Below are 23,117 nucleotides of genomic sequence, written 5' to 3'. Positions count from 1 at the left end.
CATGAACGAGCATTACCAACACCGGGCGCGCAAGCGTTTCGGGCAGAACTTCCTGCACGACGCAGGCATCATCGACCGCATCCTGCGTGCCATCAACGCCAAGCCTGGCGAGCACCTGCTGGAAATCGGGCCGGGCCAGGGCGCCCTGACCGAAGGCCTGCTGGGCAGCGGCGCGCAGCTGGACGTGGTGGAGCTGGACAAGGACCTGGTGCCGGTCTTGCAACACAAGTTCGGCCTGCGCGACAACTTCCGCCTGCACCAGGGCGATGCCCTGAAGTTCGACTTCAATCAGCTGGGCGTGCCGCCGCGCAGCCTGAAGGTCGTGGGCAACCTGCCGTACAACATCTCCACGCCGTTGATCTTCCACCTGCTGCAGCACGCTTCGCTGATCCGCGACATGCACTTCATGCTGCAGAAGGAAGTGGTCGAGCGCATGGCGGCCGGCCCTGGCGGCGGCGACTGGGGGCGGCTGTCGATCATGGTGCAGTACCACTGCCGGGTCGAGCACCTGTTCAACGTCGGCCCCGGAGCCTTCAACCCGCCGCCGAAAGTGGACTCGGCCATCGTGCGCCTCGTCCCCCACGAAACGCTGCCGCACCCGGCCAAGGATGCCCGGCTGCTGGAGCATGTCGTGCGCGAAGCCTTCAACCAGCGCCGCAAGACCCTGCGCAACACGCTCAAGGGCGTGCTCGACAGCCAGGCGATCGAAGCGGCCGGGGTGGATGGCAGCCTGCGACCAGAACAGCTCGACCTGGCCGCCTTCGTGCGCCTGGCCGACCGACTGGCCGACCAGAACGCCTCCGCCTGACCCCTCCCCGTCCGCAGGCCTTCGGCTGCGGACGTCTGCCCTGCGGGCCGCCGCCTGCCCGCATCGCTGGCCTATCCCCCCCGCAATGCCCTAGACTGCCTGGACAGCCCCCTTCGCGTCTGCTCGTCCAAGGCCCCTTCGAATGTCCGACCCCCGTTACCAGATCGACGTCAGCGTCGTGACCCGTTACCTCACCGAACAATCCGATCCCGACAGCGATCGCTACGCGTTCGCCTACACCATCACCGTCAACAACCGGGGTTCGCTCAAGGCGCGGCTGATGAGCCGTCACTGGCTGATCACCAACGGCGATGGCGAGGTCGAGGAAATCCGCGGCGATGGCGTGGTGGGCCAGCAGCCGGTGATCGAGCCCGGCGGCAGCCATACCTACAGCAGCGGCGCGGTGATCGGGACCCACGTCGGAGTCATGCAAGGCAGCTACGCGATGCAGGCCGACGATGGCCAGCGCTTCGAAGCGACCATCGCGCCCTTCCGCCTGGCCGTACCAGGGGCCTTGCACTGATGGCGGTGTATGCCGTCGGCGACCTGCAGGGCTGCCTGCAGCCGCTCAAGTGCCTGCTCGAGCGCGTCCGCTTCGACCCCAAGGTCGACCGCCTGTGGCTGGTCGGGGATCTGGTCAACCGCGGCCCCGAGTCCCTGGAGACCCTGCGCTACCTGTACGGCATCCGCGATTCGCTGGTGTGCGTGCTCGGCAACCATGACCTGCACCTGCTGGCCGCCTGGCACGACGTCGGCCGGCTGAAGAAGGGCGATACCCTGCGCGAGATCCTGGACGCGCCCGACGCCCCGCAGCTGCTCGACTGGCTGCGGCGCCAGAAACTGCTGCACTACGACGAGGCGCGCAGTGTGGCCATGGTCCATGCGGGCATCCCGCCGCACTGGACCCTGGGTACAGCGTTGGCGCTGGCTGCGGAGGTCGAAGAAGCGCTGCGCGACGACACGCGCCTGAAGCTCTACCTCGAAGGCATGTACGGCAACGAGCCGAACAAGTGGAGCAAGCGCCTGACGGGGGTCGAGCGCCTGCGCGTGATCACCAACTACCTTACGCGCATGCGCTTCTGCACCGCTGAAGGCAAGCTCGACCTCAAGAGCAAGGAAGGCCTGGGCAGCGCACCGAAGGGCTACAAGCCCTGGTTCGCCCACGAACGTCGGCGCTCGCGCCACGTGAAGCTGATCTTCGGTCACTGGGCCGCGCTCGAAGGCCGTGTCGAAGTGCCTGACGTGATCGCCCTGGACACCGGTTGCGTGTGGGGCGGTGCCATGACCCTGTACAACGTCGATACCGGCGACTACCACCGCTGCGACTGCACCGACCAGGGCACGCCTGGCAGCGCCCCTACTCCACCGGCCCAGACAGGCCCTACCGAAGGACACCCCTGATGAGCGAGTTCAAACGCATCCCTCCCGAAACCGCCAAGGCCTTGCGCGAAGACGGCGCCGTGGTCGTCGACATCCGCGATGTCCAGGCCTATGCCGCCGATCATATCGAGGGGTCGCAGCACCTGGACAACCAGTCGGTCGCCGACTTCATCCGCAACGCCGACCTCGACGCGCCCACCGTGGTGGTCTGCTACCACGGCAACTCCAGCCAGAGCGCCGCGGCCTACCTGATCGGCCAGGGCTTCTCCGACGTCTACAGCCTCGACGGCGGCTTCGAGCTGTGGCGCAGCACCTATCCCCAGGACACCGCCCGCGACCTGTCCGAATAAATTTTCATCTTGCCTCAGCCCGCGTGTCATGCGGGCTTGCGCGCTTCCAGACGACGCGGCAGGACACGTTGTCCGGCGCGCGGCCTTGACCTCTGAAATTACCAACTATCCTTAAGCGCAGGCCATCCAGGAAAGGGGAGAGCCGGTACACCGGCGCGCGGGTCATTGGTCAGTGTTTTACAGGTTCTGGGGGGTAACAGCGATCGACTCTGTCGTTCGTATGCCAGCATCCGCTGAATGATCCGGCGTCGGCTCCACGTATCGAGCGAGGTGACGTCATGAGTATCTTTAGCCACTTCCAACAACGTTTCGAGTCAACGCGCCAGGAAGAAATGTCCTTGCAAGAGTACCTCGAACTCTGCAAGCAAGACCGCAGTGCCTACGCTTCGGCGTCAGAACGCCTGTTGATGGCGATCGGTGAGCCCGAGCTGATCGATACCTCGACCAACTCCAGGCTGTCACGGATCTTCTCCAACAAGGTGATCCGTCGCTACCCGGCCTTTGCCGACTTCCATGGCATGGAAGAGTGCATCGACCAGATCGTGTCGTACTTCCGCCACGCTGCCCAAGGCCTGGAAGAGAAGAAGCAGATCCTCTACCTGCTCGGCCCGGTCGGCGGCGGCAAATCGTCGCTGGCTGAAAAACTCAAGCAGCTGATGGAAAAGATCCCGTTCTACGCGATCAAGGGCTCGCCGGTCTTCGAGACCCCCCTGGGCCTGTTCAACGCGGCAGAAGACGGCGACATCCTCAGCGAGGAATACGGCATCGACCGCCGCTACCTCAACACCATCATGTCACCGTGGGCCACCAAGCGCCTGCAGGAGTTCGGCGGCGACATCTCCAAGTTCCGGGTGGTCAAGCTCTATCCCTCGATCCTCAACCAGATCGCCGTGGCCAAGACCGAGCCGGGCGACGAGAACAACCAGGACATCTCGGCCCTCGTGGGCAAGGTGGATATCCGCAAGCTCGAGGAATTCCCGCAGAACGACGCCGACGCCTACAGCTATTCGGGCGCCCTGTGCCGGGCCAACCAGGGCCTGATGGAATTCGTCGAGATGTTCAAGGCGCCGATCAAGGTCCTGCACCCGCTGCTCACCGCCACCCAGGAAGGCAACTACAACAGCACCGAGGGCCTGGGGGCGATCCCCTACTCCGGCATCCTGCTGGCCCACTCCAACGAATCGGAATGGCACAGCTTCCGCAACAACAAGAACAACGAAGCCTTCATCGACCGTATCTACATCGTCAAGGTGCCGTACTGCCTGCGGGTCAGCGACGAGATCAAGATCTATGACAAGCTGCTGGTCAACAGCTCGCTGTCCAAGGCCCATTGCGCACCCGACACCCTGAAGATGCTGGCGCAGTTCACTGTCCTGTCGCGGCTCAAGGAGCCGGAAAACTCCAACATCTACTCGAAGATGCGGGTCTACGACGGCGAGAACCTCAAGGACACCGACCCCAAGGCCAAGTCGATCCAGGAGTACCGTGATTCAGCGGGCGTCGACGAGGGCATGAACGGGCTTTCCACCCGCTTCGCCTTCAAGATCCTGTCCAAGGTATTCAACTTCGATTCGGTCGAGATCGCCGCCAACCCGGTGCACCTGCTCTATGTGCTCGAACAGCAGATCGAACAGGAACAGTTCCCGGCCGAAGTGCGCGAGCGCTACCTGCGCTACCTGAAGGAATACCTGGCACCCCGCTACGTCGAGTTCATCGGCAAGGAAATCCAGACCGCCTACCTCGAGTCCTATAGCGAATACGGCCAGAATATCTTCGACCGCTACGTGCTGTACGCCGACTTCTGGATCCAGGACCAGGAATACCGCGACCCGGAAACCGGCGAGATCCTCAACCGCATCGCGCTCAACGAAGAACTGGAGAAGATCGAGAAACCGGCCGGCATCAGCAACCCGAAAGACTTCCGTAACGAGATCGTCAACTTCGTGCTGCGCGCCCGCGCCAACAACAACGGCAAGAACCCGACCTGGCTGAGTTACGAGAAGCTGCGCGTGGTGATCGAGAAGAAGATGTTCTCCAACACCGAGGACCTGCTGCCGGTCATCAGCTTCAATGCCAAGGCCAGCAAGGAGGATCAACAGAAGCACAACGACTTCGTGACCCGGATGGTGGAGCGTGGCTACACCGACAAGCAGGTCCGCCTGCTCTCGGAATGGTACCTGCGCGTCAGGAAATCGCAGTAACGCAAGCGGCAAGCGGCAAGCGGCAAGCGGCAAGCGAGTGTGGCGCACGCCATGCGCAGCGCGTCATGCCTGCCGCTGCCATCTTGAGCCTGTTTTGGCCGGCATCTGCGACAGCGACACCTGCTTTTCCTTGCAGCTTGCGGCTTACCGCTTGCAGCCCCCAGCCCCCGTGCCGCTGCATCCGGAGGATCCATGAGTTACGTAATCGACCGACGCCTGAACGGCAAGAACAAAAGCACGGTCAACCGCCAGCGATTCCTGCGGCGCTACCGTGACCACATCAAGAAGGCCGTCGAAGAGGCGGTCAGTCGTCGTTCCATCACTGACATGGAGCACGGCGAACAGATCAGCATCCCGGGCCGGGACATCGATGAACCGGTCCTGCATCATGGCCGCGGCGGACGGCAGACGGTCGTGCATCCCGGCAACAAGGAATTCGTGACGGGTGAGCGTATCCCACGCCCGCAAGGGGGAGGTGGAGGCGGCAGCGGTCAGGGCAAGGCCGGCAACGGTGGCGAGGGCATGGATGACTTCGTGTTCCAGATCACCCAGGAGGAGTTCCTCGAGTTCATGTTCGAGGACCTCGAGCTGCCCAACCTGGTCAAGCGCCACCTGACCGGGATCGACACCTTCAAGACCGTGCGCGCGGGCATCAGCAGCGAGGGCAATCCCTCGCGCATCAACATCGTCCGCACCCTGCGCTCCGCCCATGCCCGACGTATCGCGCTCACCGGCAGCAGCCGCGCCGCCTTGCGCGAAGCCCAGGCCGAGCTGGCCCGACTGAAGGTCGAGGAGCCCGACAACTTCACCGACATCCAGGCGATCGAAGCTGAAATCGCACGATTGAGCGTACGGATCAACCGTCTGCCGTTCCTGGACACCTTCGACCTCAAGTACAACCTGCTGGTCAAGCAACCGAACCCCAGCTCCAAGGCGGTCATGTTCTGCCTGATGGATGTCTCGGGGTCGATGACCCAGGCCACCAAGGACATCGCCAAGCGCTTCTTCATCCTGCTGTACCTGTTCCTCAAGCGGAACTACGAACGCATCGAAGTGGTGTTCATCCGCCATCACACCAGCGCCCGGGAAGTGGACGAGGAAGAGTTCTTCTACTCGCGGGAAACCGGCGGCACCATCGTCTCCAGCGCCCTGAAACTGATGCAGGAGATCATGAGTGCCCGCTACTCGGCCAGCGACTGGAACATCTATGCCGCACAGGCCTCGGACGGCGACAACTGGAACGACGACTCGCCGGTCTGCAGTGACATCCTGGCCAAGCAGATCATGCCGCACGTGCAGTACTACACGTACGTCGAGATCACCCCCCGTGAACACCAAGCCCTGTGGTACGAATACGAGCGCATCGCCGACGCCTTCGCCGACAGTTTCGCTCAGCAGCAACTGGTCTCGGCCGGCGACATCTACCCGGTCTTCCGTGAACTCTTTCAGCGCAGGTTAGCCACATGAGCGCCAGAGAACAGCGACGCCAGCCGATCTCGACGGGGTCCGAGTGGACCTTCGACCTGATCCGCACCTACGACCGTGAAATCAGCCGCCTGGCCGAGCGCTACGCGCTGGACACCTACCCCAATCAGATCGAGGTGATCACCGCCGAGCAGATGATGGATGCCTATGCTTCCGTCGGCATGCCCCTGGGCTACCACCACTGGTCCTACGGCAAGCAGTTCCTCAGTACCGAGAAGTCCTACACCCGCGGGCAGATGGGCCTGGCCTACGAGATCGTGATCAACTCCGATCCGTGCATCGCCTACCTCATGGAAGAGAACACCATGTGCATGCAGGCACTGGTCATCGCCCATGCCTGCTATGGCCACAACAGTTTCTTCAAGGGCAACTACCTGTTCCGCACCTGGACCGACGCCAGCTCGATCATCGACTACCTGGTGTTCGCCAAGCAGTACATCGCGCAGTGCGAAGAGCGCCACGGCATCGACGCGGTCGAGGACCTGATCGACTCCTGCCATGCCCTGATGAACTACGGCGTCGACCGCTACAAGCGCCCCTATCCGATTTCCGCGGAAGAAGAACGCCGACGCCAGAAAGACCGTGAAGAACACCTGCAACGGCAGATCAACGACCTCTGGCGCACCATCCCCAGGAGCGCCGAAAAGGTCAGCGAGCATGACGAGGCGCGCTTCCCAGCCGAGCCGCAGGAAAACATCCTCTACTTCATCGAGAAGCATGCGCCGCTGCTCGAGCCCTGGCAGCGCGAAGTGGTGCGCATCGTGCGCAAGATTGCCCAGTATTTCTACCCACAACGCCAGACCCAGGTGATGAACGAAGGCTGGGCGACGTTCTGGCACTACACGTTGATGAACGACCTGTACGACGAGGGGCTGGTGACCGACGGCTTCATGATGGAGTTCCTGCAATCCCACACCAGCGTGGTGTTCCAGCCAGGCTTCGACAGCCCTTACTACAGCGGCATCAACCCTTATGCGCTGGGTTTTGCCATGTACACCGACATTCGCCGGATCTGCGAGCACCCCACCGAGGAAGACCGGCGCTGGTTCCCGGACATCGCCGGCAGCGACTGGCTGGCCACCGTCAAGTTCGCCATGAGCAGCTTCAAGGACGAGAGCTTCATCCTGCAATACCTGTCGCCGAAGGTGATTCGCGACCTGAAGCTGTTCAGCATTCTCGACGACGATCAGCGCGACGACCTGACGGTCCCGGCCATTCACGACGACGACGGTTATCGCACCATCCGTGAGAGCCTGGCGGCGCAGTACAACCTGGGCAACCGTGAACCCAACGTGCAGATCTGGAGTATCGACCGGCGTGGCGATCGCTCGCTGACCCTGCGTCACCAGCAGCACAACCGCAAGCCGCTGGGCGAGTCGACCGACGAAGTCCTCAAGCACCTGCATCGCCTGTGGGGCTTCGGCATCCACCTGGAGTCCGTGCAGGACGACAAGGTCGTCAAGACCCACCACATGCCGCAGAACGAGCGTGAGGGCGGCGAGCTACGCCCGCCCACGGGCATCGTCCATCACATCTGACTGCGCCCCGGTGCGGCCGACAGGGTATCCTGTGGACCGCACTGGAGGTGACACATGCACATCTACAAAGTAGGCGGCGCCGTACGCGACCGTTTGCTCGGCCTGCCCGTGAGCGATATCGACTGGCTGGTGGTCGGCGCCAACGTCGAGCAGATGCAAGCGCTCGGCTATCGCCCGGTGGGCGCGGATTTTCCCGTCTTTCTTCACCCTGACACGGGCGAGGAGTACGCCCTGGCCAGGACCGAGCGCAAGAGCGGTCGTGGCTACGGCGGCTTCACGTTCCACGCCAGCCCCGAGGTCACGCTCGAGCAGGACCTGATGCGTCGGGACCTGACCATCAACGCCATGGCCGAAGACCCGCAGGGCGTGCTGCACGACCCCTACCATGGCCGGCAGGACCTCGAGCGACGCTGGTTGCGCCACGTTTCGCCCGCCTTTGCCGAAGACCCCCTGCGTGTGCTGCGCGTGGCCCGTTTTGCGGCGCGTTACGCGCCCCTGGGCTTTCGCATCGCCGACGAGACCCTGGCCTTGATGCGCCAGATCAGCGACTCGGGCGAGCTGCAGGCCCTGACCGCCGAGCGTAGCTGGAAGGAAATCGAGCGCGCGCTGATGGAGGCCCAACCCCAGGTGTTCGTCCAGGTGTTACGCGAATGCGGGGCATTGGCGCACCTGATGCCCGAAGTGGACGCGCTGTTCGCCCCGGTGGCACGACGCGGGGAGCGGACCCTGGCCGTGCTGGCACAGGCGGCACGCGACGAGCAGCCCTTGCCGGTACGCTGGGCGTGCCTGCTGCATGATGTCGCAGGCACGGACCCGGATGCCCAGGGGCAGGCCGATCTGAGCACCATCGACGCCGTCAGTCGACGTTTCAAAGTGCCCAGAGAATGCCAGGAGCTGGCGGCGCTGGTGGCTCGGTTCCAGGAAGAGGGCCATCGCGCCCCGACGCTGTCAGCCGCAGCGTTGCTGGAGATGCTGCAGCGCTTCGACGTCTATCGTCGACCCCAACGCTTCGAGGCGTTCATCGCCGCCTGCCAGACCCAGGCGCGGGCCTGTGCCGATTCAGTACCAGGGAACTACGCGCCAGGTGATTACCTGCGTGGCGCCGCCGCCGCAGCGCGCGCCGTGCAGGCCAGGCCGCTGGTCGAACGAGGCCTGACGGGCCTGGCGCTCGGCGAAGCGATGAAGGCCGAGCGACTGGCGGCGCTGGAAGCCTTCCGACGGGCGCACGGCGAGGCCTGAAAACCTTCGACGGTGACGTCAGTCGATGGACGGGGCAGGCGTCAGCGACTGGCCCCGCCATTCGAACGGCACAGGCTTGAGCACCTGATCGATCCGGGCGTGCGCCCACAGCTCGGCCAAGGGCTTGCCGGCGACAGGGTGCACTACATCCGGGGCGATCAGCGACAATGGCCACAGGACGAAGGCGTTTTTCAGGATTTCGGCACGGGGCAGGACCAGACCGTCGAAGGTGCCGTTCAGGTCGTCGAACATCAAGACATCGATGTCCAGCGGCAGGCCCTGGCGGTTCGGTGCATAGCGACCGTTGTCGGCTTCGATGAACTTGAGCCGGCGATCCAGCTCCAGCAACGGCAAGCGGGTCTGCCCGGTCACCACCAGGTTGTAGAACGGCCCGCTCTTGATGCCCACGGCCTGGCTCTCGAACACCGGCGAGCAGCGCAGGTCGTCGAGGATAGCGGCCAACGCGTCGAGGCCCGCGCACAGGTGCGCCTCGCGCTCGACGTTACTGCCCAGCCCCAGGTAGACGGTACTCACAGGCATCCGCGTTCGATCTCCACACCGACCCCACCGCGTGCAGCCGGCACCGCGCCAGGCTTGGTCAGGCGCAGGCGCAACCAGGGGATGCCGAACTCGGCCATCAGGACCGCCGCCAGCCGTTCGGCAAAGGTCTCCACCAGTTCGAAGCGGGCCTGCTCGGCGAACGCCTGGATACGCGTCGAGACACTGGCATAGTCCAGCGCCAGGTTCAGGTCGTCATCAGCCGCAGCGGGCCGGTTGTCCCAGGCGAAGCTCAGGTCCAGGCGCAGGCACTGACGAATGTCGCGCTCCCAGTCATAGGCGCCGATCACGGTGTCGACTTCCAGGCCTTCGATGAACACTCTGTCCAAGCACTTCTCTCCACAGCACGACAAGGGCGACGGGCGCCGTTAGAATCGGGGCGTCCTCGCCCGGAATAGTAAGCATGTTTTGGTCATTGGCGCTGCTCGCCTACCTGCTCGGCTCGCTGTCCTTCGCCATTGTGCTGAGCCGGCTCAATGGCCGACCCGACCCGCGCGTCAACGGCTCCGGCAATGCAGGCGCCACCAACATGCTACGCCTGGCCGGACGCAAGTTGGCGATCCTGACGCTGCTGGGCGACCTGTGCAAGGGGCTTGCGCCCGTACTGATCGCACGCCAGCTCGGCCTGGACCTGCAAGCGCAGGCCTGGATCGGCCTGTGCGCGGTGCTCGGCCACCTGTACCCGGTGTACTTTCGGTTCCAGGGCGGCAAGGGCGTGGCCACGGCGGCCGGCCTGCTGCTGGGGGTCTATCCACCCGCCGCGCTGCTGGCAATGGGGGTCTGGTCGCTGACTCTCTACCTGACCCGTACCAGCTCGCTGGCCGCCTTGATCGCCACCCCGCTGGCCCTGCCGCTGCTGGCCTGGCGCGCGCCGGAAGCCCTGCTGCCGGCGACCGTGCTCACGGTACTGATCGTCTGGCGTCACCGCCGTAACCTGCGCGACCTGTGTTCGGGCCGCGAGCGACATTTCTGACCCAACCCCGCTGCATCGACGTCAGAGCGCCGGCAGCTGTTCCATCGGCCAGCGCGCCTGCACGCTGATCGCCAGGTCCTGACGCTGCCCGGCCAGCAGGCGCTGGCAACCGGCATAGGCGATCATCGCGCCATTGTCGGTGCAGAACTGCGGGCGCGCGTAATAGACGGCGCCCTTGAGGTCGCCCAGCATCTGCTCCAGCGATACGCGCAGGGCCTTGTTGGCGCTCACGCCGCCGGCGATGACCAGGCGCTTGAGGCCGGTCTGCTTGAGCGCGCGCTTGCACTTGATCGTCAGCGTCTCGACCACCGCCTGCTGGAACGCCAGGGCCACGTCGCAGCGCGTCTGCTCGCCGTCGTCGCCACTCTGCTGGCAGTGCTGCCAGGTGTTGAGGGCGAAGGTCTTCAGCCCGCTGAAGCTGAAGGCCAGGCCTGGACGGTCGGTCATCGGCCGTGGGAACACGAAGCGCCCCGGGGTGCCCTGCTCGGCCAGGCGCGCGATTTCCGGCCCGCCTGGGTAGTTGAGACCCATCAGCTTGGCGGTCTTGTCGAAGGCCTCGCCCGCCGCATCGTCCAGGCTCTCGCCCAGCAACGCGTACTGGCCGATGCCATCGACACGCACCAGCTGAGTGTGCCCACCGGACACCAGCAAGGCGACGAACGGGAACTGCGGTGGCTGCGTCTCGAGCATGGGCGCCAGCAGGTGGCCTTCCATATGGTGCACACCGAGCGCCGGGATGCCCCAGGCGAAGGCCAGCGCCTGGGCGCACGAGGCGCCGACCAGCAGTGCGCCGACCAGCCCGGGGCCGGCGGTGTAGGCGATGGCGTCGATGTCGGTGGGTACGCGCCCTGCGTCGTGCAGGACCTCGCGGATCAGCGGCAGCATGCGCTTGACGTGGTCACGCGAGGCCAGCTCGGGCACCACGCCGCCATAGACGCGGTGCAGGTCGATCTGGCTGAACAGCGCGTCGGCCAGCAGGCCGTGCTCGCTGTCGTACAAGGCGACGCCGGTTTCGTCGCATGATGTTTCCAATCCCAGTACTAGCATGGGTCCCGTGCCTGTCGGCGGCTCAATTCGAAGGCGCGCATGATAGTCCGCGTGTCGGGTGCCGACCAGCGGTTTTCGATCAGAGGCTTTGCATTCCGGCGCGCCAGGGGTTAACATCCGCAACCCTTGAAAACCGACGTTCTCCAGCGCACCTTTTGTTCAGGAGTAACGTCCACCCCGGTCATGAATTAAGGTAGCCCTGGATGCCAGCCGTCAAAGTTAAAGAGAACGAACCCTTCGACGTAGCTCTGCGTCGTTTCAAGCGCTCCTGCGAAAAAGCCGGTGTACTGGCTGAAGTTCGTAGCCGCGAGTTTTACGAGAAGCCGACGTCCGAGCGCAAGCGCAAGGCTGCTGCAGCCGTCAAGCGTCACGCCAAGAAAGTCCAGCGCGAACAGCGCCGCGCCGTTCGTCTGTACTGATACAGACGTTCATCGCACAGCTTCTGCCCTGCCCGGTCACGCACCGGGCCGATGGCAGCAGTCGATTCAAGCCTTGGGCCATGCGCCTTGGGTGCCCCGGCAGAAGCCAGCGGGCAAGCGGTACTCTACGTCAGAGCTGGTCCATGACCAGTCGTGCACGTCCTCACTGACGGGCCTTCGTGGCTGCCGGCGAGCACACCTCCCCTCATGTATTTAGCATCACTCGCCTCGAACCGCGTATTCGCGCTTAGACTTGCAGTTGCCAGATGACGAGACTGCCATGGCCGGGCTGATTCCCCAGAGCTTCATCGACGACCTTCTCAACCGCACCGACATCGTCGACGTGGTGAGTTCGCGCATCCAGCTGAAAAAGGCCGGCAAGAACCATTCGGCCTGCTGCCCGTTCCACAAGGAAAAGACCCCGTCCTTCACCGTCAGCCCCGACAAGCAGTTCTACTACTGCTTCGGCTGCGGCGCTGGTGGCAATGCGCTCGGCTTCATCATGGACCACGACAACCTGGACTTCCCCCAGGCCGTCGAGGAACTGGCCCGCGCAGCGGGCATGGAGGTACCGCGCGAGGACAGCCGACGCGGACAGAAGCCTCGGCAACCGGTGGATTCGCCGCTCTACCCCCTGCTGGAGGCCGCGGCCGAGTTCTATCGCCAAGCCCTGCGCAGCCACCCGACGCGCAAGTCCGCGGTCGACTACCTCAAGGGCCGCGGCCTCTCCGGCGAGATCGCCCGGGATTTCGGCCTGGGCTTCGCACCGCCAGGCTGGGACAACCTGGGCAAGCACCTGGGCAGCGACAGTTTGCAGCAAAAGGCCATGATCGATGCCGGCCTGCTGATCGAGAACGCCGACAGCGGCAAGCGCTACGACCGCTTCCGTGACCGGGTCATGTTCCCGATCCGCGATACGCGTGGCCGGGTCATCGCCTTTGGCGGCCGGGTGCTGGGGGACGACAAGCCCAAGTACCTGAACTCGCCGGAGACGCCGGTCTTCCACAAGGGCCAGGAACTGTATGGGCTTTACGAAGCCCGCAAGTTCAACCGCAACCTCGACGAGATCATCGTGGTCGAGGGCTACATGGACGTCATCGCCCTGGCTCAGCAGGGCCTGCGCAATGCCGTGGCGACCCTGGGCACGGCCACCAGCGAGGAGCACCTCAAGCGCCTGTTCCGGGTGGTGCCGCACGTGCTGTTCTGCTTCGACGGCGACCAGGCCGGGCGCAAGGCCGCCTGGCGTGCGCTGGAGTCGACCCTGTCGAGCCTGCAGGACGGGCGGCGCGCGCGCTTCCTGTTCCTACCGGAGGGCGAGGACCCGGACACTTTGGTCCGCGCCGAGGGCACCGATGCCTTCCGGGCCCGTATCCAGCAGCATGCACAGCCGCTGGCCGATTATTTCTTCGAGCAACTGAGCCTGGAGGCCGACCCCCGCTCGCTAGAGGGCAAGGCGCACATGGTGACGCTGGCCGCGCCGTTGATCGACAAGGTGCCGGGCGCCAACCTGCGCGCCTTGATGCGCAATCGGCTCAAGGAAATCACCGGCCTGGACCTGCAGCAGATCGAAGAGATGGCCCAGCGGGCATCCGTCGACAGCCCGCCCAACCATGAGCCGGGGCTGGACTATGGCGCACCGCCCGGCTACCTGCCCGACACGGACGCGTTCGATCCCTATGCCTTCGATCAAGGCGCCGCGCAGCCCGCCTGGGCGACGCCCTCGGCCGGTGGCAAGAAGCCCTGGGACGGCAAGCCTTGGGACAAGAAGGGCAAGAAGCCCTGGCAACGCGACGGCCAGCGCCAGGAGGCACCGCCCCGTGTGCCGGCACCCGTGGAACCGCCGACCCTGGCCGCCCTGCGCAGCCTGCTGCACCATCCGCAACTGGCCAGGAAGGTCGAGGATGCCAGCCACTTCGCTGCCGAGGACCACCTCTACGCACAGTTGCTGGTGGCCCTGCTCGAAGCCTTGCAGAAGAACCCCGACCTGCGCTCGCTGCAGTTGATCGCCCGCTGGCACGGCACCGAACAGGGCCGGCTGCTGCGGGCATTGGCCGAGAAAGAATGGCTGATCGACGCCGACAACCTTGAACAACAGTTTTTCGACACCATTACTCGATTGTCCGCCCGTCAGCGCGAGCGATCCTTGGAACATCTGCTCAGGAAAGCGCGTCAAAGCGACTTGAGCGCGGAGGAAAAGAACCAGCTGCGCGAACTGCTCAGCCGGAACATCTCTGCACAAAACCCGACCTCATCTGGCGCGTGAGGTCCATGCTCGGGTATAATCCTCGGCTTGTTTTTTGCCCGCCAAGACCTTCAGTGGATAGGGTGTTATGTCCGGAAAAGCGCAACAGCAGTCTCGTATCAAAGAGTTGATCACCCGCGGTCGTGAGCAGGGCTACCTGACTTACGCGGAGGTCAACGACCATCTGCCCGAGGATATTTCAGATCCGGAGCAGGTGGAAGACATCATCCGCATGATCAACGACATGGGGATCAACGTATTCGAGAGTGCTCCGGATGCGGACGCCCTTCTGTTGGCCGAGGCCGACACCGACGAAGCTGCCGCTGAAGAAGCCGCCGCCGCGTTGGCAGCCGTTGAAACCGATATCGGCCGCACCACCGACCCGGTGCGCATGTACATGCGTGAAATGGGTACCGTCGAGCTCCTGACCCGTGAAGGCGAGATCGAAATCGCCAAGCGCATCGAGGAAGGCATCCGCGAAGTGATGAGCGCCATCGCTCACTTCCCGGGCACCGTCGACCACATCCTCAGCGAATACGAGCGTGTCACCACCGAAGGTGGCCGCCTGTCCGACGTGCTCAGCGGTTACATCGACCCCGATGACAACATCGCCACGCCGAACGAGGAAGCGCCTCAGATCGCCGCCAAGGCCGCCACGGCCAAGGATGACGACGAGGAAGAAGAAGAGAGCGGCGACAGCAGCGACGACGAGGAAGAGACCGAGAGCGGTCCCGACCCGGAAATCGCTCGACAGCGCTTCGGCGCGGTGGCCGAGCAGCTCGAGCTGACCAAGAAGGTCCTGAAGAAGCACCCGCGCGAGAGCAAGGAATCGGTCGAGGCGCTGCTGGCGCTGACCGACCTGTTCATGCCGATCAAGCTGGTGCCCAAGCAGTTCGAAGCGCTGGTTGAGCGCGTTCGCGGTGCCCTGGACCGTCTGCGTGCCCAGGAGCGTGCGATCATGCAGCTGTGCGTCCGTGATGCGCGCATGCCACGTGCCGACTTCCTGCGCCTGTTCCCCGGCAACGAAGTCGACCAGACCTGGAGCGGCGACCTTTCCCGTCGCAGCACCAAGTGGGCGGCTGCCCTGGGCGAGAAGGACGCGGCCATCGTCGCCTGCCAGCAGAAGCTGATCGACCTGGAGACCGAAACCGGTCTGACCGTCGCCGAGATCAAGGACATCAACCGTCGCATGTCGATCGGTGAGGCCAAGGCACGGCGCGCCAAGAAGGAAATGGTCGAGGCCAACCTGCGTCTGGTGATCTCCATCGCCAAGAAGTACACCAACCGCGGCCTGCAATTCCTCGACCTGATCCAGGAAGGCAATATCGGCCTGATGAAGGCGGTAGACAAGTTCGAATACCGTCGTGGCTACAAGTTCTCGACGTATGCGACCTGGTGGATTCGTCAGGCGATCACCCGTTCGATCGCCGACCAGGCCCGCACCATCCGTATTCCGGTGCACATGATCGAGACGATCAACAAGCTCAACCGTATCTCCCGGCAGATGCTGCAGGAGATGGGTCGTGAACCGACCCCGGAAGAGCTGGGTGAGCGCATGGAGATGCCCGAGGACAAGATCCGCAAGGTCTTGAAAATCGCCAAGGAGCCCATCTCCATGGAGACGCCGATCGGTGACGATGAAGACTCCCACCTGGGCGACTTCATCGAGGACTCCACCATGCAGTCCCCGATCGACGTGGCCACGGTCGAGAGCCTCAAGGAAGCGACCCGCGACGTGCTGTCGGGCCTGACCGCGCGTGAAGCCAAGGTCCTGCGCATGCGCTTCGGCATCGACATGAACACCGACCACACGCTGGAAGAGGTCGGCAAGCAGTTCGACGTGACCCGCGAGCGGATCCGTCAGATCGAAGCCAAGGCCCTGCGCAAGCTGCGTCACCCGACGCGCAGCGAGCACCTGCGCTCGTTCCTCGACGAGTAACTGGCGCCACGAGGCACCTTGAAGAGCCCACTCTTGGTAGTGGGCTTTTTTATGGGCGCCCTTTGACGATCACGACACCCATCGTGCGAAAAACCCTCTCCAGTTGGCGTTTCTGTCACTCTGGCAGAACGATGCACGTCTACACTCGAAACAGTTCAATTGATCGAGACCCCAGAATGCCCTTTTTGCCGGCCCTTCTGTTGCCGCTCCTGCTGGTATGGAGCGCAACCGCCGGCGCCCTTGCCCTGACAGATGAAGAACACGCCTGGCTCAAGGCGCATCCGCGCGTGCGCCTGGGCGTTGACAGCGCTTGGCCGCCTTTCGAGTACCGTGGCCAGGACGGTCGTTACCAGGGATTGGCTGCCGACTATGTAAAACTGATCGAAAAACGGTTGGGCATTCGCTTGGAGCCCGTGCAGGCCAGTGATTGGCCGCAGGTCATCGAGCAGGCGCGCACCCAGCAGGTGGACGCGCTGCCCAGCATCATGCCAACGGTGCAGCGCCAGCGGATTCTGACCTTCACACGCCCGTACCTGGACTTCCCCATCGTGATCCTGGCGCGCGACGGTGGCCCGCAGCCGCGCCACATCGACGACCTGCAAGGGCTGCGTGTGGGTGTGCTGGCCAGCCGAGCCCCGTATGAGCTGCTGCACGACAGTGGCCTGGCCATCACCCTGGCCCCCATGCCCAATGTCGGCTCCGCCCTGCAAGCCCTGGCCACCGGCGAGGTCGATGCCGTGGTCAGCGACCTTGCTTCCAGCATCTGGAGCCTGCGCCAGTTGAAACTCAACGGGCTGCACGTCAGTGGCGAGACGCCCTTGCGTTATCAGCTGGCGATGGCCGTGCCGCGTGGCCACGAGGTGCTGGCCAGCATCCTCGACAAGGCGATCGCCGACCTCGATCCGGCGGAAGTCGCCGCCCTGCAACAGCGCTGGGTGGGCAATGTGGTGGACCAGCGCACGCTCTGGCACGACTCGCTGGTCTATGGGCTGCCCGGCATCGTGCTGTTGCTGATCATGTTGCTGACGGTCATCCGCACCAACCGCAAGCTCACCTCGGAGAACGCACGGCGCATTGCCCTCGAAAAGGAGCTGCGCCGTAGCGAGCACCATTACCGCGGGCTGGTCGAGGGCCTGTCCGCCATCGCCTGGGAGGCCGATGCCGAGCATTTCACGTTCGGCTACGTCTCGCCCCATGCCGAGGGCTTGCTGGGCTACCCGCTCAACGAGTGGCTTAGGCCGGGCTTCTGGCACGCCATCATGCATCCCGACGACGCCCCTTGGGTCCACGCGTTCTGTTACCGGAAAATCGCTGCCGGTCGTGACTTCAACTTCGACTGTCGGCTCGTGCGGGCCGACGGCCAGTGTCTATGGGTGCACACGGTGATCGACCTGATCGAGCGTGGCGACCGCCCCTTGATGCAAGGGCTGCTGATCGACATCAGTGAAGCCAAACGGACCGAGACCGCCCTGCGCCTGTCGGAGCAGAAGTTTTCATCGGTCTTTGCCCAGTGCCCGGACATCCTGGTCATTGCCCGGCACAGTGACGGCGCGCTGCTGGAGGTCAACAAGGCATTCGAGGAACAGATCGGCTTCAAGGCCGAGCAGGTCGTCGGCCGTACCCCCACCGAACTCAACCTGTGGGGCACCGACGACACTGCCCCCGCCCTGCTCGCCCGCCTGCAGGCCGGCGGTATCCGCAACCTGGAAATGACCTTCCGGCGCAGCGACGGCGAGCTGTTCACTGGCCTGACCTCGGCCGAGAACTTCCAGCTCGACAACATGCTGGCCTCGGTGGTGACGGTGCGCGACATCACCGAGCTGAAGCGCACACAGCAGCAGTTGCAGACCTCCGAGGAGAAATTCGCCAAGGCGTTCCATGCCTCGCTCGACGGGCTGCTGCTGACCCGGCAGAGCGATGGCCTGCTGATGGAAGTCAACGACGGCTTCTATCGACTGACCGGCCACCGCATCGACCCGGCCCGTGAAGAGACCTCGGTGGACATCGACCTGTGGGTAAACCCCGAAGACCGCCTGCGCATGATCGAACGGCTCGCCCGCGACGGTTTCGTTCGTGACTTCACGGCCCTGATCCGGCGCAAGGACGGCGAGGTCCGCCTGTGCGAGCTGTCTGCACGCCCTCTGCCCATCGGCGGCGTGGACTGCATCCTGAGCATCGCCCGCGACGTCACCGAACGGCACCTGATGCAGGAAAAGCTGCACCTGGCCGCTACCGTTTTCGAGAACACCGCCGAAGGTGTGCTGATCACCGACACCGAACAGCGCATCACGGCGGTCAACCGCGCCTTCAGCGAGATCACCGGTTACGGCGAGCTGGAAGCCCTCGGCCAGACCCCCAGGCTGTTCGCCTCCGGCCAGCACGACAGCGCCTTCTACGCCGCCATGTGGCACCAGCTCAACGCCGAAGGCCACTGGCAGGGCGAGATCTACAACAAGCGCAAGAACGGTGAAATCTACCCCGGCTGGCTGACCATCAGCGCCGTGCGCACCACGGAGCGCAAGCTGACCCACTTCGTGGCAGTGTTCGCCGACATCTCCAGCATCAAGCACGCCCAGGCCAAGCTCGACCACCAGGCGCACCACGACTCGCTGACCGGTCTGCCCAACCGCGCCCTGTTCGAGAAACGCCTGCATGCCACCCTCGCCAGCGAACAGACCTCCAACCGCCAGGGCGCCGTGCTGTTCCTCGACCTGGACCGCTTCAAGCACATCAACGACAGCCTCGGCCACCCGGTCGGCGACCTGCTGCTCAAGGGCATCGCCCATCGCCTCAAGGAGCAGGTGCGCGACGTCGATACCGTGGCACGGCTGGGCGGCGACGAGTTCATCATCCTGTTGCCCGGCCTGCACAAACCGAGCGACGCCAGTGCCATCGCCGACAAGCTGCTGACCTGCTTCCACGCACCGTTCCAGGCCGGCGAGCACGAGTTCTTCACCAGCGCCAGCATCGGCATCAGCCTGTACCCCCAGGACGGCACCGATGTCGCCACCCTGATCCGCAATGCCGACGCCGCCATGTACCGCTCCAAGGCCAAGGGCCGCAACCGTGTCGAAGCCTACACGCGCGACCTCACCGTGCAGGCCAGCGAACGCATCGCCCTGGAACACGAACTGCGCCGCGCCATCGAGCGCGGCGAACTGAGCCTGCGCTTCCAGCCCAAGCTCAGTCTCAAGACCCAGACACTGGTCGGCGCCGAAGCCTTGATCCGCTGGACCCACCCGACCTTCGGCGAGGTGTCGCCCGAACACTTCATCGGCCTGGCCGAGGAGAACGGCAGCATCCTGCAACTGGGCGACTGGGTGCTGGAGCAGGCCTGCCAGCAGATGCATGCCTGGAAACAGCACTACCAGCCTTTCGGCCCGCTCTCGATCAACCTGGCCGGCGCGCAATTGCGCCAGACCCAACTGGCCGCACGCATCGAGCACCTGCTCGAGCGCTATCAGCTGAATGCAGGCGACCTGCAGCTGGAAATCACCGAGAACTTCATCATGAGCCAGGCCGAGGAAGCCCTGGCGATCCTGTACCAGCTCAAGGACTTGGGCGTGCAGCTGGCCATCGACGACTTCGGCACCGGCTACTCCTCGCTCAGCTATCTCAAGCGCCTGCCGCTGGACATCCTCAAGATCGACCAGTCGTTCATCCGCGGCCTGCCGGACGACCCGCACGACGCCGCCATCGCCCGGGCCATCATCGCCCTGGGCAGGAGCATGCAGCTGACCATCATCGCCGAGGGCGTGGAGAACCCGGCCCAGCAGCAATTCCTGGCGGACGAAGGGTGCGAGCAGATCCAGGGGTACATCGTCGGGCTGCCCATGCGGGCGGACGAGTTCGCCCAGACGTTTCTACGCATAGCATTTTCCGATCTTTCGGATGGCACCTACCCGCAACCGCCGTTATAATCGGCCGACCACTGGGGCCTATAGCTCAGTCGGTTAGAGCAGAGGACTCATAATCCTTTGGTCCACGGTTCGAGTCCGTGTGGGCCCACCATCTTCAAAGCCGCGCACTGCGCGGCTTTCGTGCTTCTGGAGGGGTACGAACTCAACGTGACATTGCCTGACGATTCGCTGCCATCGATCAGTCAGGAAAAGTGGTGTAACAGCAGACAACCTATCGGTTCGTACACTGTGTGCACTCACGCCTGAGAAGCATCCCTCCGACCGTTCTGGCACACCTTTCCCGTTCTCATCGTACGGCGCCATCACTTGAAACACAGTCTCCCTCAATCAAAAATGCCATGGATCTCATCGAGAGTAGGCAGGACGGCAGGTATGACAGTGAACTCACAACCCAAGGCCCCTAACGCACGTGCGTAGGCTGCCATACCCACGGAAAGATCACCTTTTTCGATAGCAATGATTTTCTGCCGCGTGACGCGGGCCAAGGCAGCGAGCCTGGCTTGCGTCAGTCCACGGTTGACTCGACGTTGCCGAATCTGGGTACCGAGACGAGTAGCGATCAATTCGTAATCCATGTTCTTCATACGTGACATTTGAATGGAAATGTACAGTATGCGTGACTTTCGAAACATCCAAAGTGCCTGCTATCTCCAACGATCCCAGCTTCTGGCACGATGGCCTGTCCGCGCTTGCACAAACGCCATGAATACCTTGGTCATCGAGACTGTGCAGCTCACCACAACCTCGATCATTTCAGCAGCAAGCTAGATGGCAATCAGCCCAGCCTAAGTCACTGTTTGTCCTAATCTCACGCAACGGGCGGCAGCCGTACGCGGGGTAAGAACCGGCGATACAGGAGGCTGACTCCAGCCAGGCAATGCCTGCCCGCGCACAGCTGCCATGACAGCATGCCTCCCAACAGAATCGGCGGGGCCTCACGCCCGATCGCCGAAGTTGCGGCGGCGGGAAGACTTTAGCGATGAGCGCCTGTCCTGGCAGCCAGACCTTGGAGACAGTGGATGTGGGATAGGTCCGAAGATTGTGGATCGCTGTAGGAAAGAGGCCAAACACGAGAGGCAATTTCGGGGAAGATCGCTCGCTCGGTCTATCCGTTGTCGATGTCCAGCCTGATGTCGATACCGCACTCATCGCATGGGCGCTCTCGGCGCACGCCCAGCGCGCACATTCTCTTGTTTTTACACCTGCGCCACCCTGTACCGCGTACTACGCCCTCCCCCCGGCAGCTTCACCAGACACCCCTTCTGCACCAGATCGCTCAGATGCCGTGTCGCCGTCGCTTTCGAGACCTTCGCCACCGCCTAATACTGCGCCGCGTTGAGGCCTTCCTCGAAGCCCCGTTCTCCGCCATCGAGCAGACGGTTGAGGACCTTGATCTGCTCCGCTGAAAGCATCTGCCCACGGTACACGTGCCAGAACCGGGCTTTCGTCAACACCCTTTCGATACGACCCAGCGCCTGCTCCAGACCGTTCAGCAGTGTGTTCACGAACCACTGCAGCCAGGCGGTAATGTCGAGGCCGCCTTTCTGGCTGGCTTCGAGCACGCGGTAATAACCGGCACGGTCCTCCAGAATGCTTGCCGACATGGCATAGAAACGAATGCTCCGTCCTTCGCCTTGGGCAAGCGCTCTGTCGGTGATGGCACGTGTCAGGCGGCCGTTGCCGTCATCGAAAGGATGGAGGGTCACGAACCAGAAGTGCGCGATACCTGCACGCAAGACCGGATCGAGGCTTGCATCACCCTGGCTGCGCTCTAACCAGGCATGACGTGTTCTCACGCGACGGAACAAGCCAGTCATTGTATTCGGCTCATCCGGTGAGCCGAATAGCCGCGCTAATCGGCTCACGGTCGAGTCGCTTCAGGCAACACACGCCCAGACACTTGCCGATCTGAACCGGTACGCCGTACGGTATTGCCTTCCCCATCGAGCCTTCCCATGTCCGACCTGCACGCTATCCCTCTGGACAACATCGACCGCAAGCTGATCGATCTCCTTCAACTCGACGCCCGCGAGACCGTCGCCAACCTCGCCCGTCAGCTCGGCATCGCTCGGACCACGGTGGACGCGCGCCTGACACGGCTGGAACGGGCCAGGGTCATCACGGGGTATGGGGTGAGGCTTGGTCGGCGCATGAGCGAGGGGGGCTTGCAGGCTTACGTCGGGATCAGTGTCAGGCCGCGGTCGGGCAAGGAGGTGGTGCGCCGCCTGAGCGCCATGGGGCAGGTGCGGCAGCTGTGTGCGGTCAGTGGGGAATATGACTATGTGGCGTGGCTGCGCAGCGATTCGCCCGAGGCGCTGGATGAGCTGCTGGACCAAATCGGCATGGTCGAGGGGGTGGAGCGGACGACCACGTCGATCATCCTGAGTCACAAGGTGGATCGGGGGGAGCCGGTGTGAAGCTGTCGGGTGGCGGAGCGCTCGACTGCGCTCGCCAGGGTGTACCTGATCGGCTGGTGGTGCTGGATGCGCGGGCCCTGTGGCTCACGTGCGGCAGGTCCGGCGTCCGGCAAGGGCCGTGCAATGTGAACCTCATTGCTGGCCTGAAGGACCGATACAATCCATTGATCAGAGTGGGCTTGCCTGTGATGCAGGCGGTGATGGAAAGGACGCTATCGCGGGCAAGCCCGCTCCCACAAGCTGCTTGCGCAGCCATGCCTACACCGACGGCTGCAGAGGTCTGGGTGGGAGCTGGCTTGCCAGCGATAGGGCCCTGTCAGGCGCCGCCTGCGTCGCGGGTGGCAAAAACCATAGGATCTCCCACACAGGCTGTGTTGAAACGCTGAGAACCCATATGAAGAGCAAAAAACGGGGAATCCGATTGCGGTACAGGGACCGTTTCAGGGGATAAGTGATCGCCTGTACCACAGCGGAAGAGGGTGTCAGAAATTTTGTGTTCGGGCATAACATGAGTAAGAGGTGCATGTATGCCAACCAAAAAGAAACCCTTGCGTGACCTGCCCAAAATCCCCAAAGAACTGCTGGAGCAGTTTGGTGAGGG

At 63.6% G+C, this 23,117-nt stretch carries 19 protein-coding genes, 1 tRNA gene and 1 pseudogene; 15 read left to right on the top strand and 6 right to left on the bottom strand.

Annotated elements, in window-relative coordinates:
- Position 1 precedes the first annotated feature (1 nt).
- The 8 genes from rsmA (at position 2) to G7007_RS15570 (ending at position 9,001) form a co-directional block, all read left to right on the top strand.
- Entirely contained in the window at positions 2 to 808 is an 807-nt protein-coding gene (gene rsmA / locus G7007_RS15605; protein WP_181103062.1) for a 16S rRNA (adenine(1518)-N(6)/adenine(1519)-N(6))-dimethyltransferase RsmA, read from the top strand.
- Between the two features lie 142 nt (positions 809 to 950).
- Positions 951 to 1,331: a Co2+/Mg2+ efflux protein ApaG gene (apaG, locus tag G7007_RS15600; protein WP_181103060.1), complete on the top strand. Its 381-nt coding sequence runs from the start codon at positions 951 to 953 to the stop codon at positions 1,329 to 1,331.
- Positions 1,331 to 2,209, top strand: a complete 879-nt coding sequence (locus tag G7007_RS15595; protein ID WP_181103058.1) for a symmetrical bis(5'-nucleosyl)-tetraphosphatase — start codon at positions 1,331 to 1,333, stop codon at positions 2,207 to 2,209. The genes apaG and G7007_RS15595 overlap by 1 nt, the downstream gene beginning before the upstream one ends.
- Positions 2,209 to 2,538 (top strand): thiosulfate sulfurtransferase GlpE, encoded by a 330-nt coding sequence (gene glpE, locus G7007_RS15590; protein ID WP_181103056.1) that lies wholly within the window; start codon positions 2,209 to 2,211, stop codon positions 2,536 to 2,538. The genes G7007_RS15595 and glpE overlap by 1 nt, the downstream gene beginning before the upstream one ends.
- Before the next feature lie 278 nt (positions 2,539 to 2,816).
- Entirely contained in the window at positions 2,817 to 4,739 is a 1,923-nt protein-coding gene (locus tag G7007_RS15585; protein ID WP_181103054.1) for a PrkA family serine protein kinase, read from the top strand.
- A gap of 192 nt (positions 4,740 to 4,931) precedes the next feature.
- Complete coding sequence (locus G7007_RS15580; RefSeq protein ID WP_181103052.1) at positions 4,932 to 6,206, top strand: YeaH/YhbH family protein; 1,275 nt, start codon at positions 4,932 to 4,934, stop codon at positions 6,204 to 6,206.
- Positions 6,203 to 7,762: a SpoVR family protein gene (locus G7007_RS15575; RefSeq protein WP_181103050.1), complete on the top strand. Its 1,560-nt coding sequence runs from the start codon at positions 6,203 to 6,205 to the stop codon at positions 7,760 to 7,762. Before G7007_RS15580 ends, G7007_RS15575 begins: the two co-directional genes overlap by 4 nt.
- 54 nt (positions 7,763 to 7,816) lie before the next feature.
- On the top strand, positions 7,817 to 9,001 hold the full coding sequence (locus G7007_RS15570) for a multifunctional CCA addition/repair protein (RefSeq protein WP_181103049.1): 1,185 nt from the start codon (positions 7,817 to 7,819) through the stop codon (positions 8,999 to 9,001).
- Between the two features lie 18 nt (positions 9,002 to 9,019).
- Here G7007_RS15570 and folK read toward each other — a convergent pair whose 3' ends face one another.
- Both folK and folB read right to left on the bottom strand, forming a co-directional pair.
- Complete coding sequence (gene folK, locus G7007_RS15565) at positions 9,020 to 9,541, bottom strand: 2-amino-4-hydroxy-6-hydroxymethyldihydropteridine diphosphokinase (protein ID WP_181103047.1); 522 nt, start codon at positions 9,539 to 9,541, stop codon at positions 9,020 to 9,022.
- Positions 9,532 to 9,888: a dihydroneopterin aldolase gene (gene folB, locus G7007_RS15560; RefSeq protein ID WP_181103046.1), complete on the bottom strand. Its 357-nt coding sequence runs from the start codon at positions 9,886 to 9,888 to the stop codon at positions 9,532 to 9,534. The genes folK and folB overlap by 10 nt, the downstream gene beginning before the upstream one ends.
- A 74-nt stretch (positions 9,889 to 9,962) precedes the next feature.
- Between folB and plsY the strand changes: the two genes are divergently transcribed.
- The gene (gene plsY / locus G7007_RS15555) at positions 9,963 to 10,532 is read left to right on the top strand and encodes a glycerol-3-phosphate 1-O-acyltransferase PlsY (protein ID WP_181103045.1); all 570 of its coding nucleotides are present in this window, start codon (positions 9,963 to 9,965) and stop codon (positions 10,530 to 10,532) included.
- Positions 10,533 to 10,553: 21 nt separating this feature from the next.
- On the opposite strand, the gene tsaD is transcribed toward plsY, so the two are convergent.
- Positions 10,554 to 11,579, bottom strand: a complete 1,026-nt coding sequence (tsaD, locus tag G7007_RS15550) for a tRNA (adenosine(37)-N6)-threonylcarbamoyltransferase complex transferase subunit TsaD (RefSeq protein WP_181103044.1) — start codon at positions 11,577 to 11,579, stop codon at positions 10,554 to 10,556.
- Between the two features lie 203 nt (positions 11,580 to 11,782).
- On the opposite strand from tsaD, the gene rpsU reads away from it, so the two are divergent.
- From rpsU to G7007_RS15525, 5 genes are all read left to right on the top strand, one after another.
- The gene (gene rpsU / locus G7007_RS15545; RefSeq protein ID WP_002551877.1) at positions 11,783 to 11,998 is read left to right on the top strand and encodes a 30S ribosomal protein S21; all 216 of its coding nucleotides are present in this window, start codon (positions 11,783 to 11,785) and stop codon (positions 11,996 to 11,998) included.
- A 280-nt stretch (positions 11,999 to 12,278) separates the two neighbouring features.
- Positions 12,279 to 14,261 carry a DNA primase gene (gene dnaG / locus G7007_RS15540; RefSeq protein ID WP_181103043.1) on the top strand — a complete coding sequence of 661 codons (1,983 nt, stop codon included), beginning with the start codon at positions 12,279 to 12,281 and terminating at the stop codon, positions 14,259 to 14,261.
- A 67-nt stretch (positions 14,262 to 14,328) separates the two neighbouring features.
- Positions 14,329 to 16,179 (top strand): RNA polymerase sigma factor RpoD, encoded by a 1,851-nt coding sequence (gene rpoD / locus G7007_RS15535; RefSeq protein ID WP_181103042.1) that lies wholly within the window; start codon positions 14,329 to 14,331, stop codon positions 16,177 to 16,179.
- A gap of 176 nt (positions 16,180 to 16,355) precedes the next feature.
- Positions 16,356 to 20,099 (top strand): bifunctional diguanylate cyclase/phosphodiesterase, encoded by a 3,744-nt coding sequence (locus tag G7007_RS15530; RefSeq protein WP_181103041.1) that lies wholly within the window; start codon positions 16,356 to 16,358, stop codon positions 20,097 to 20,099.
- A gap of 14 nt (positions 20,100 to 20,113) precedes the next feature.
- Positions 20,114 to 20,190, top strand: a tRNA-Ile gene (locus G7007_RS15525).
- 232 nt (positions 20,191 to 20,422) lie between these two features.
- On the opposite strand, the gene G7007_RS15520 is transcribed toward G7007_RS15525, so the two are convergent.
- Together G7007_RS15520 and G7007_RS15515 are read right to left on the bottom strand one after the other, a co-directional pair.
- Complete coding sequence (locus G7007_RS15520; RefSeq protein WP_181103039.1) at positions 20,423 to 20,674, bottom strand: helix-turn-helix transcriptional regulator; 252 nt, start codon at positions 20,672 to 20,674, stop codon at positions 20,423 to 20,425.
- 621 nt (positions 20,675 to 21,295) lie between these two features.
- A pseudogene (locus G7007_RS15515) lies at positions 21,296 to 21,880 on the bottom strand (Fic family protein); the annotation flags it as partial.
- 174 nt (positions 21,881 to 22,054) lie between these two features.
- Here G7007_RS15515 and G7007_RS15510 point away from each other — a divergent pair.
- Positions 22,055 to 22,516, top strand: a complete 462-nt coding sequence (locus G7007_RS15510; protein ID WP_181103037.1) for an Lrp/AsnC family transcriptional regulator — start codon at positions 22,055 to 22,057, stop codon at positions 22,514 to 22,516.
- 316 nt (positions 22,517 to 22,832) lie between these two features.
- On the opposite strand, the gene G7007_RS22010 is transcribed toward G7007_RS15510, so the two are convergent.
- Positions 22,833 to 23,117 (bottom strand): hypothetical protein (locus G7007_RS22010; protein WP_219859121.1); only part of this gene is annotated, 285 nt, incomplete at its 5' end.

This window comes from Pseudomonas entomophila (assembly GCF_013523125.1).
GTDB classification, from domain to species: Bacteria; Pseudomonadota; Gammaproteobacteria; order Pseudomonadales; family Pseudomonadaceae; genus Aquipseudomonas; species Aquipseudomonas entomophila_B.
Note: the sequence above shows the minus strand (reverse complement) of the source record. Positions and strands in the feature narration are given on the sequence as shown.

Bases quoted from the DNA above. Each gene is read 5' to 3' on its own strand.
- folK (WP_181103047.1), bottom strand. From the start codon at position 9,541: ATGCCTGTGAGTACCGTCTACCTGGGGCTGGGCAGTAACGTCGAGCGC.
- glpE (WP_181103056.1), top strand. From the start codon at position 2,209: ATGAGCGAGTTCAAACGCATCCCTCCCGAAACCGCCAAGGCCTTGCGC.
- dnaG (WP_181103043.1), top strand. From the start codon at position 12,279: ATGGCCGGGCTGATTCCCCAGAGCTTCATCGACGACCTTCTCAACCGC.
- G7007_RS15510 (WP_181103037.1), top strand. From the start codon at position 22,055: ATGTCCGACCTGCACGCTATCCCTCTGGACAACATCGACCGCAAGCTG.
- G7007_RS15575 (WP_181103050.1), top strand. From the start codon at position 6,203: ATGAGCGCCAGAGAACAGCGACGCCAGCCGATCTCGACGGGGTCCGAG.
- G7007_RS15585 (WP_181103054.1), top strand. From the start codon at position 2,817: ATGAGTATCTTTAGCCACTTCCAACAACGTTTCGAGTCAACGCGCCAG.
- G7007_RS15520 (WP_181103039.1), bottom strand. From the start codon at position 20,674: ATGGATTACGAATTGATCGCTACTCGTCTCGGTACCCAGATTCGGCAA.
- rpsU (WP_002551877.1), top strand. From the start codon at position 11,783: ATGCCAGCCGTCAAAGTTAAAGAGAACGAACCCTTCGACGTAGCTCTG.
- plsY (WP_181103045.1), top strand. From the start codon at position 9,963: ATGTTTTGGTCATTGGCGCTGCTCGCCTACCTGCTCGGCTCGCTGTCC.
- G7007_RS15595 (WP_181103058.1), top strand. From the start codon at position 1,331: ATGGCGGTGTATGCCGTCGGCGACCTGCAGGGCTGCCTGCAGCCGCTC.
- apaG (WP_181103060.1), top strand. From the start codon at position 951: ATGTCCGACCCCCGTTACCAGATCGACGTCAGCGTCGTGACCCGTTAC.
- G7007_RS15580 (WP_181103052.1), top strand. From the start codon at position 4,932: ATGAGTTACGTAATCGACCGACGCCTGAACGGCAAGAACAAAAGCACG.
- rsmA (WP_181103062.1), top strand. From the start codon at position 2: ATGAACGAGCATTACCAACACCGGGCGCGCAAGCGTTTCGGGCAGAAC.
- G7007_RS15570 (WP_181103049.1), top strand. From the start codon at position 7,817: ATGCACATCTACAAAGTAGGCGGCGCCGTACGCGACCGTTTGCTCGGC.
- rpoD (WP_181103042.1), top strand. From the start codon at position 14,329: ATGTCCGGAAAAGCGCAACAGCAGTCTCGTATCAAAGAGTTGATCACC.
- tsaD (WP_181103044.1), bottom strand. From the start codon at position 11,579: ATGCTAGTACTGGGATTGGAAACATCATGCGACGAAACCGGCGTCGCC.
- G7007_RS15530 (WP_181103041.1), top strand. From the start codon at position 16,356: ATGCCCTTTTTGCCGGCCCTTCTGTTGCCGCTCCTGCTGGTATGGAGC.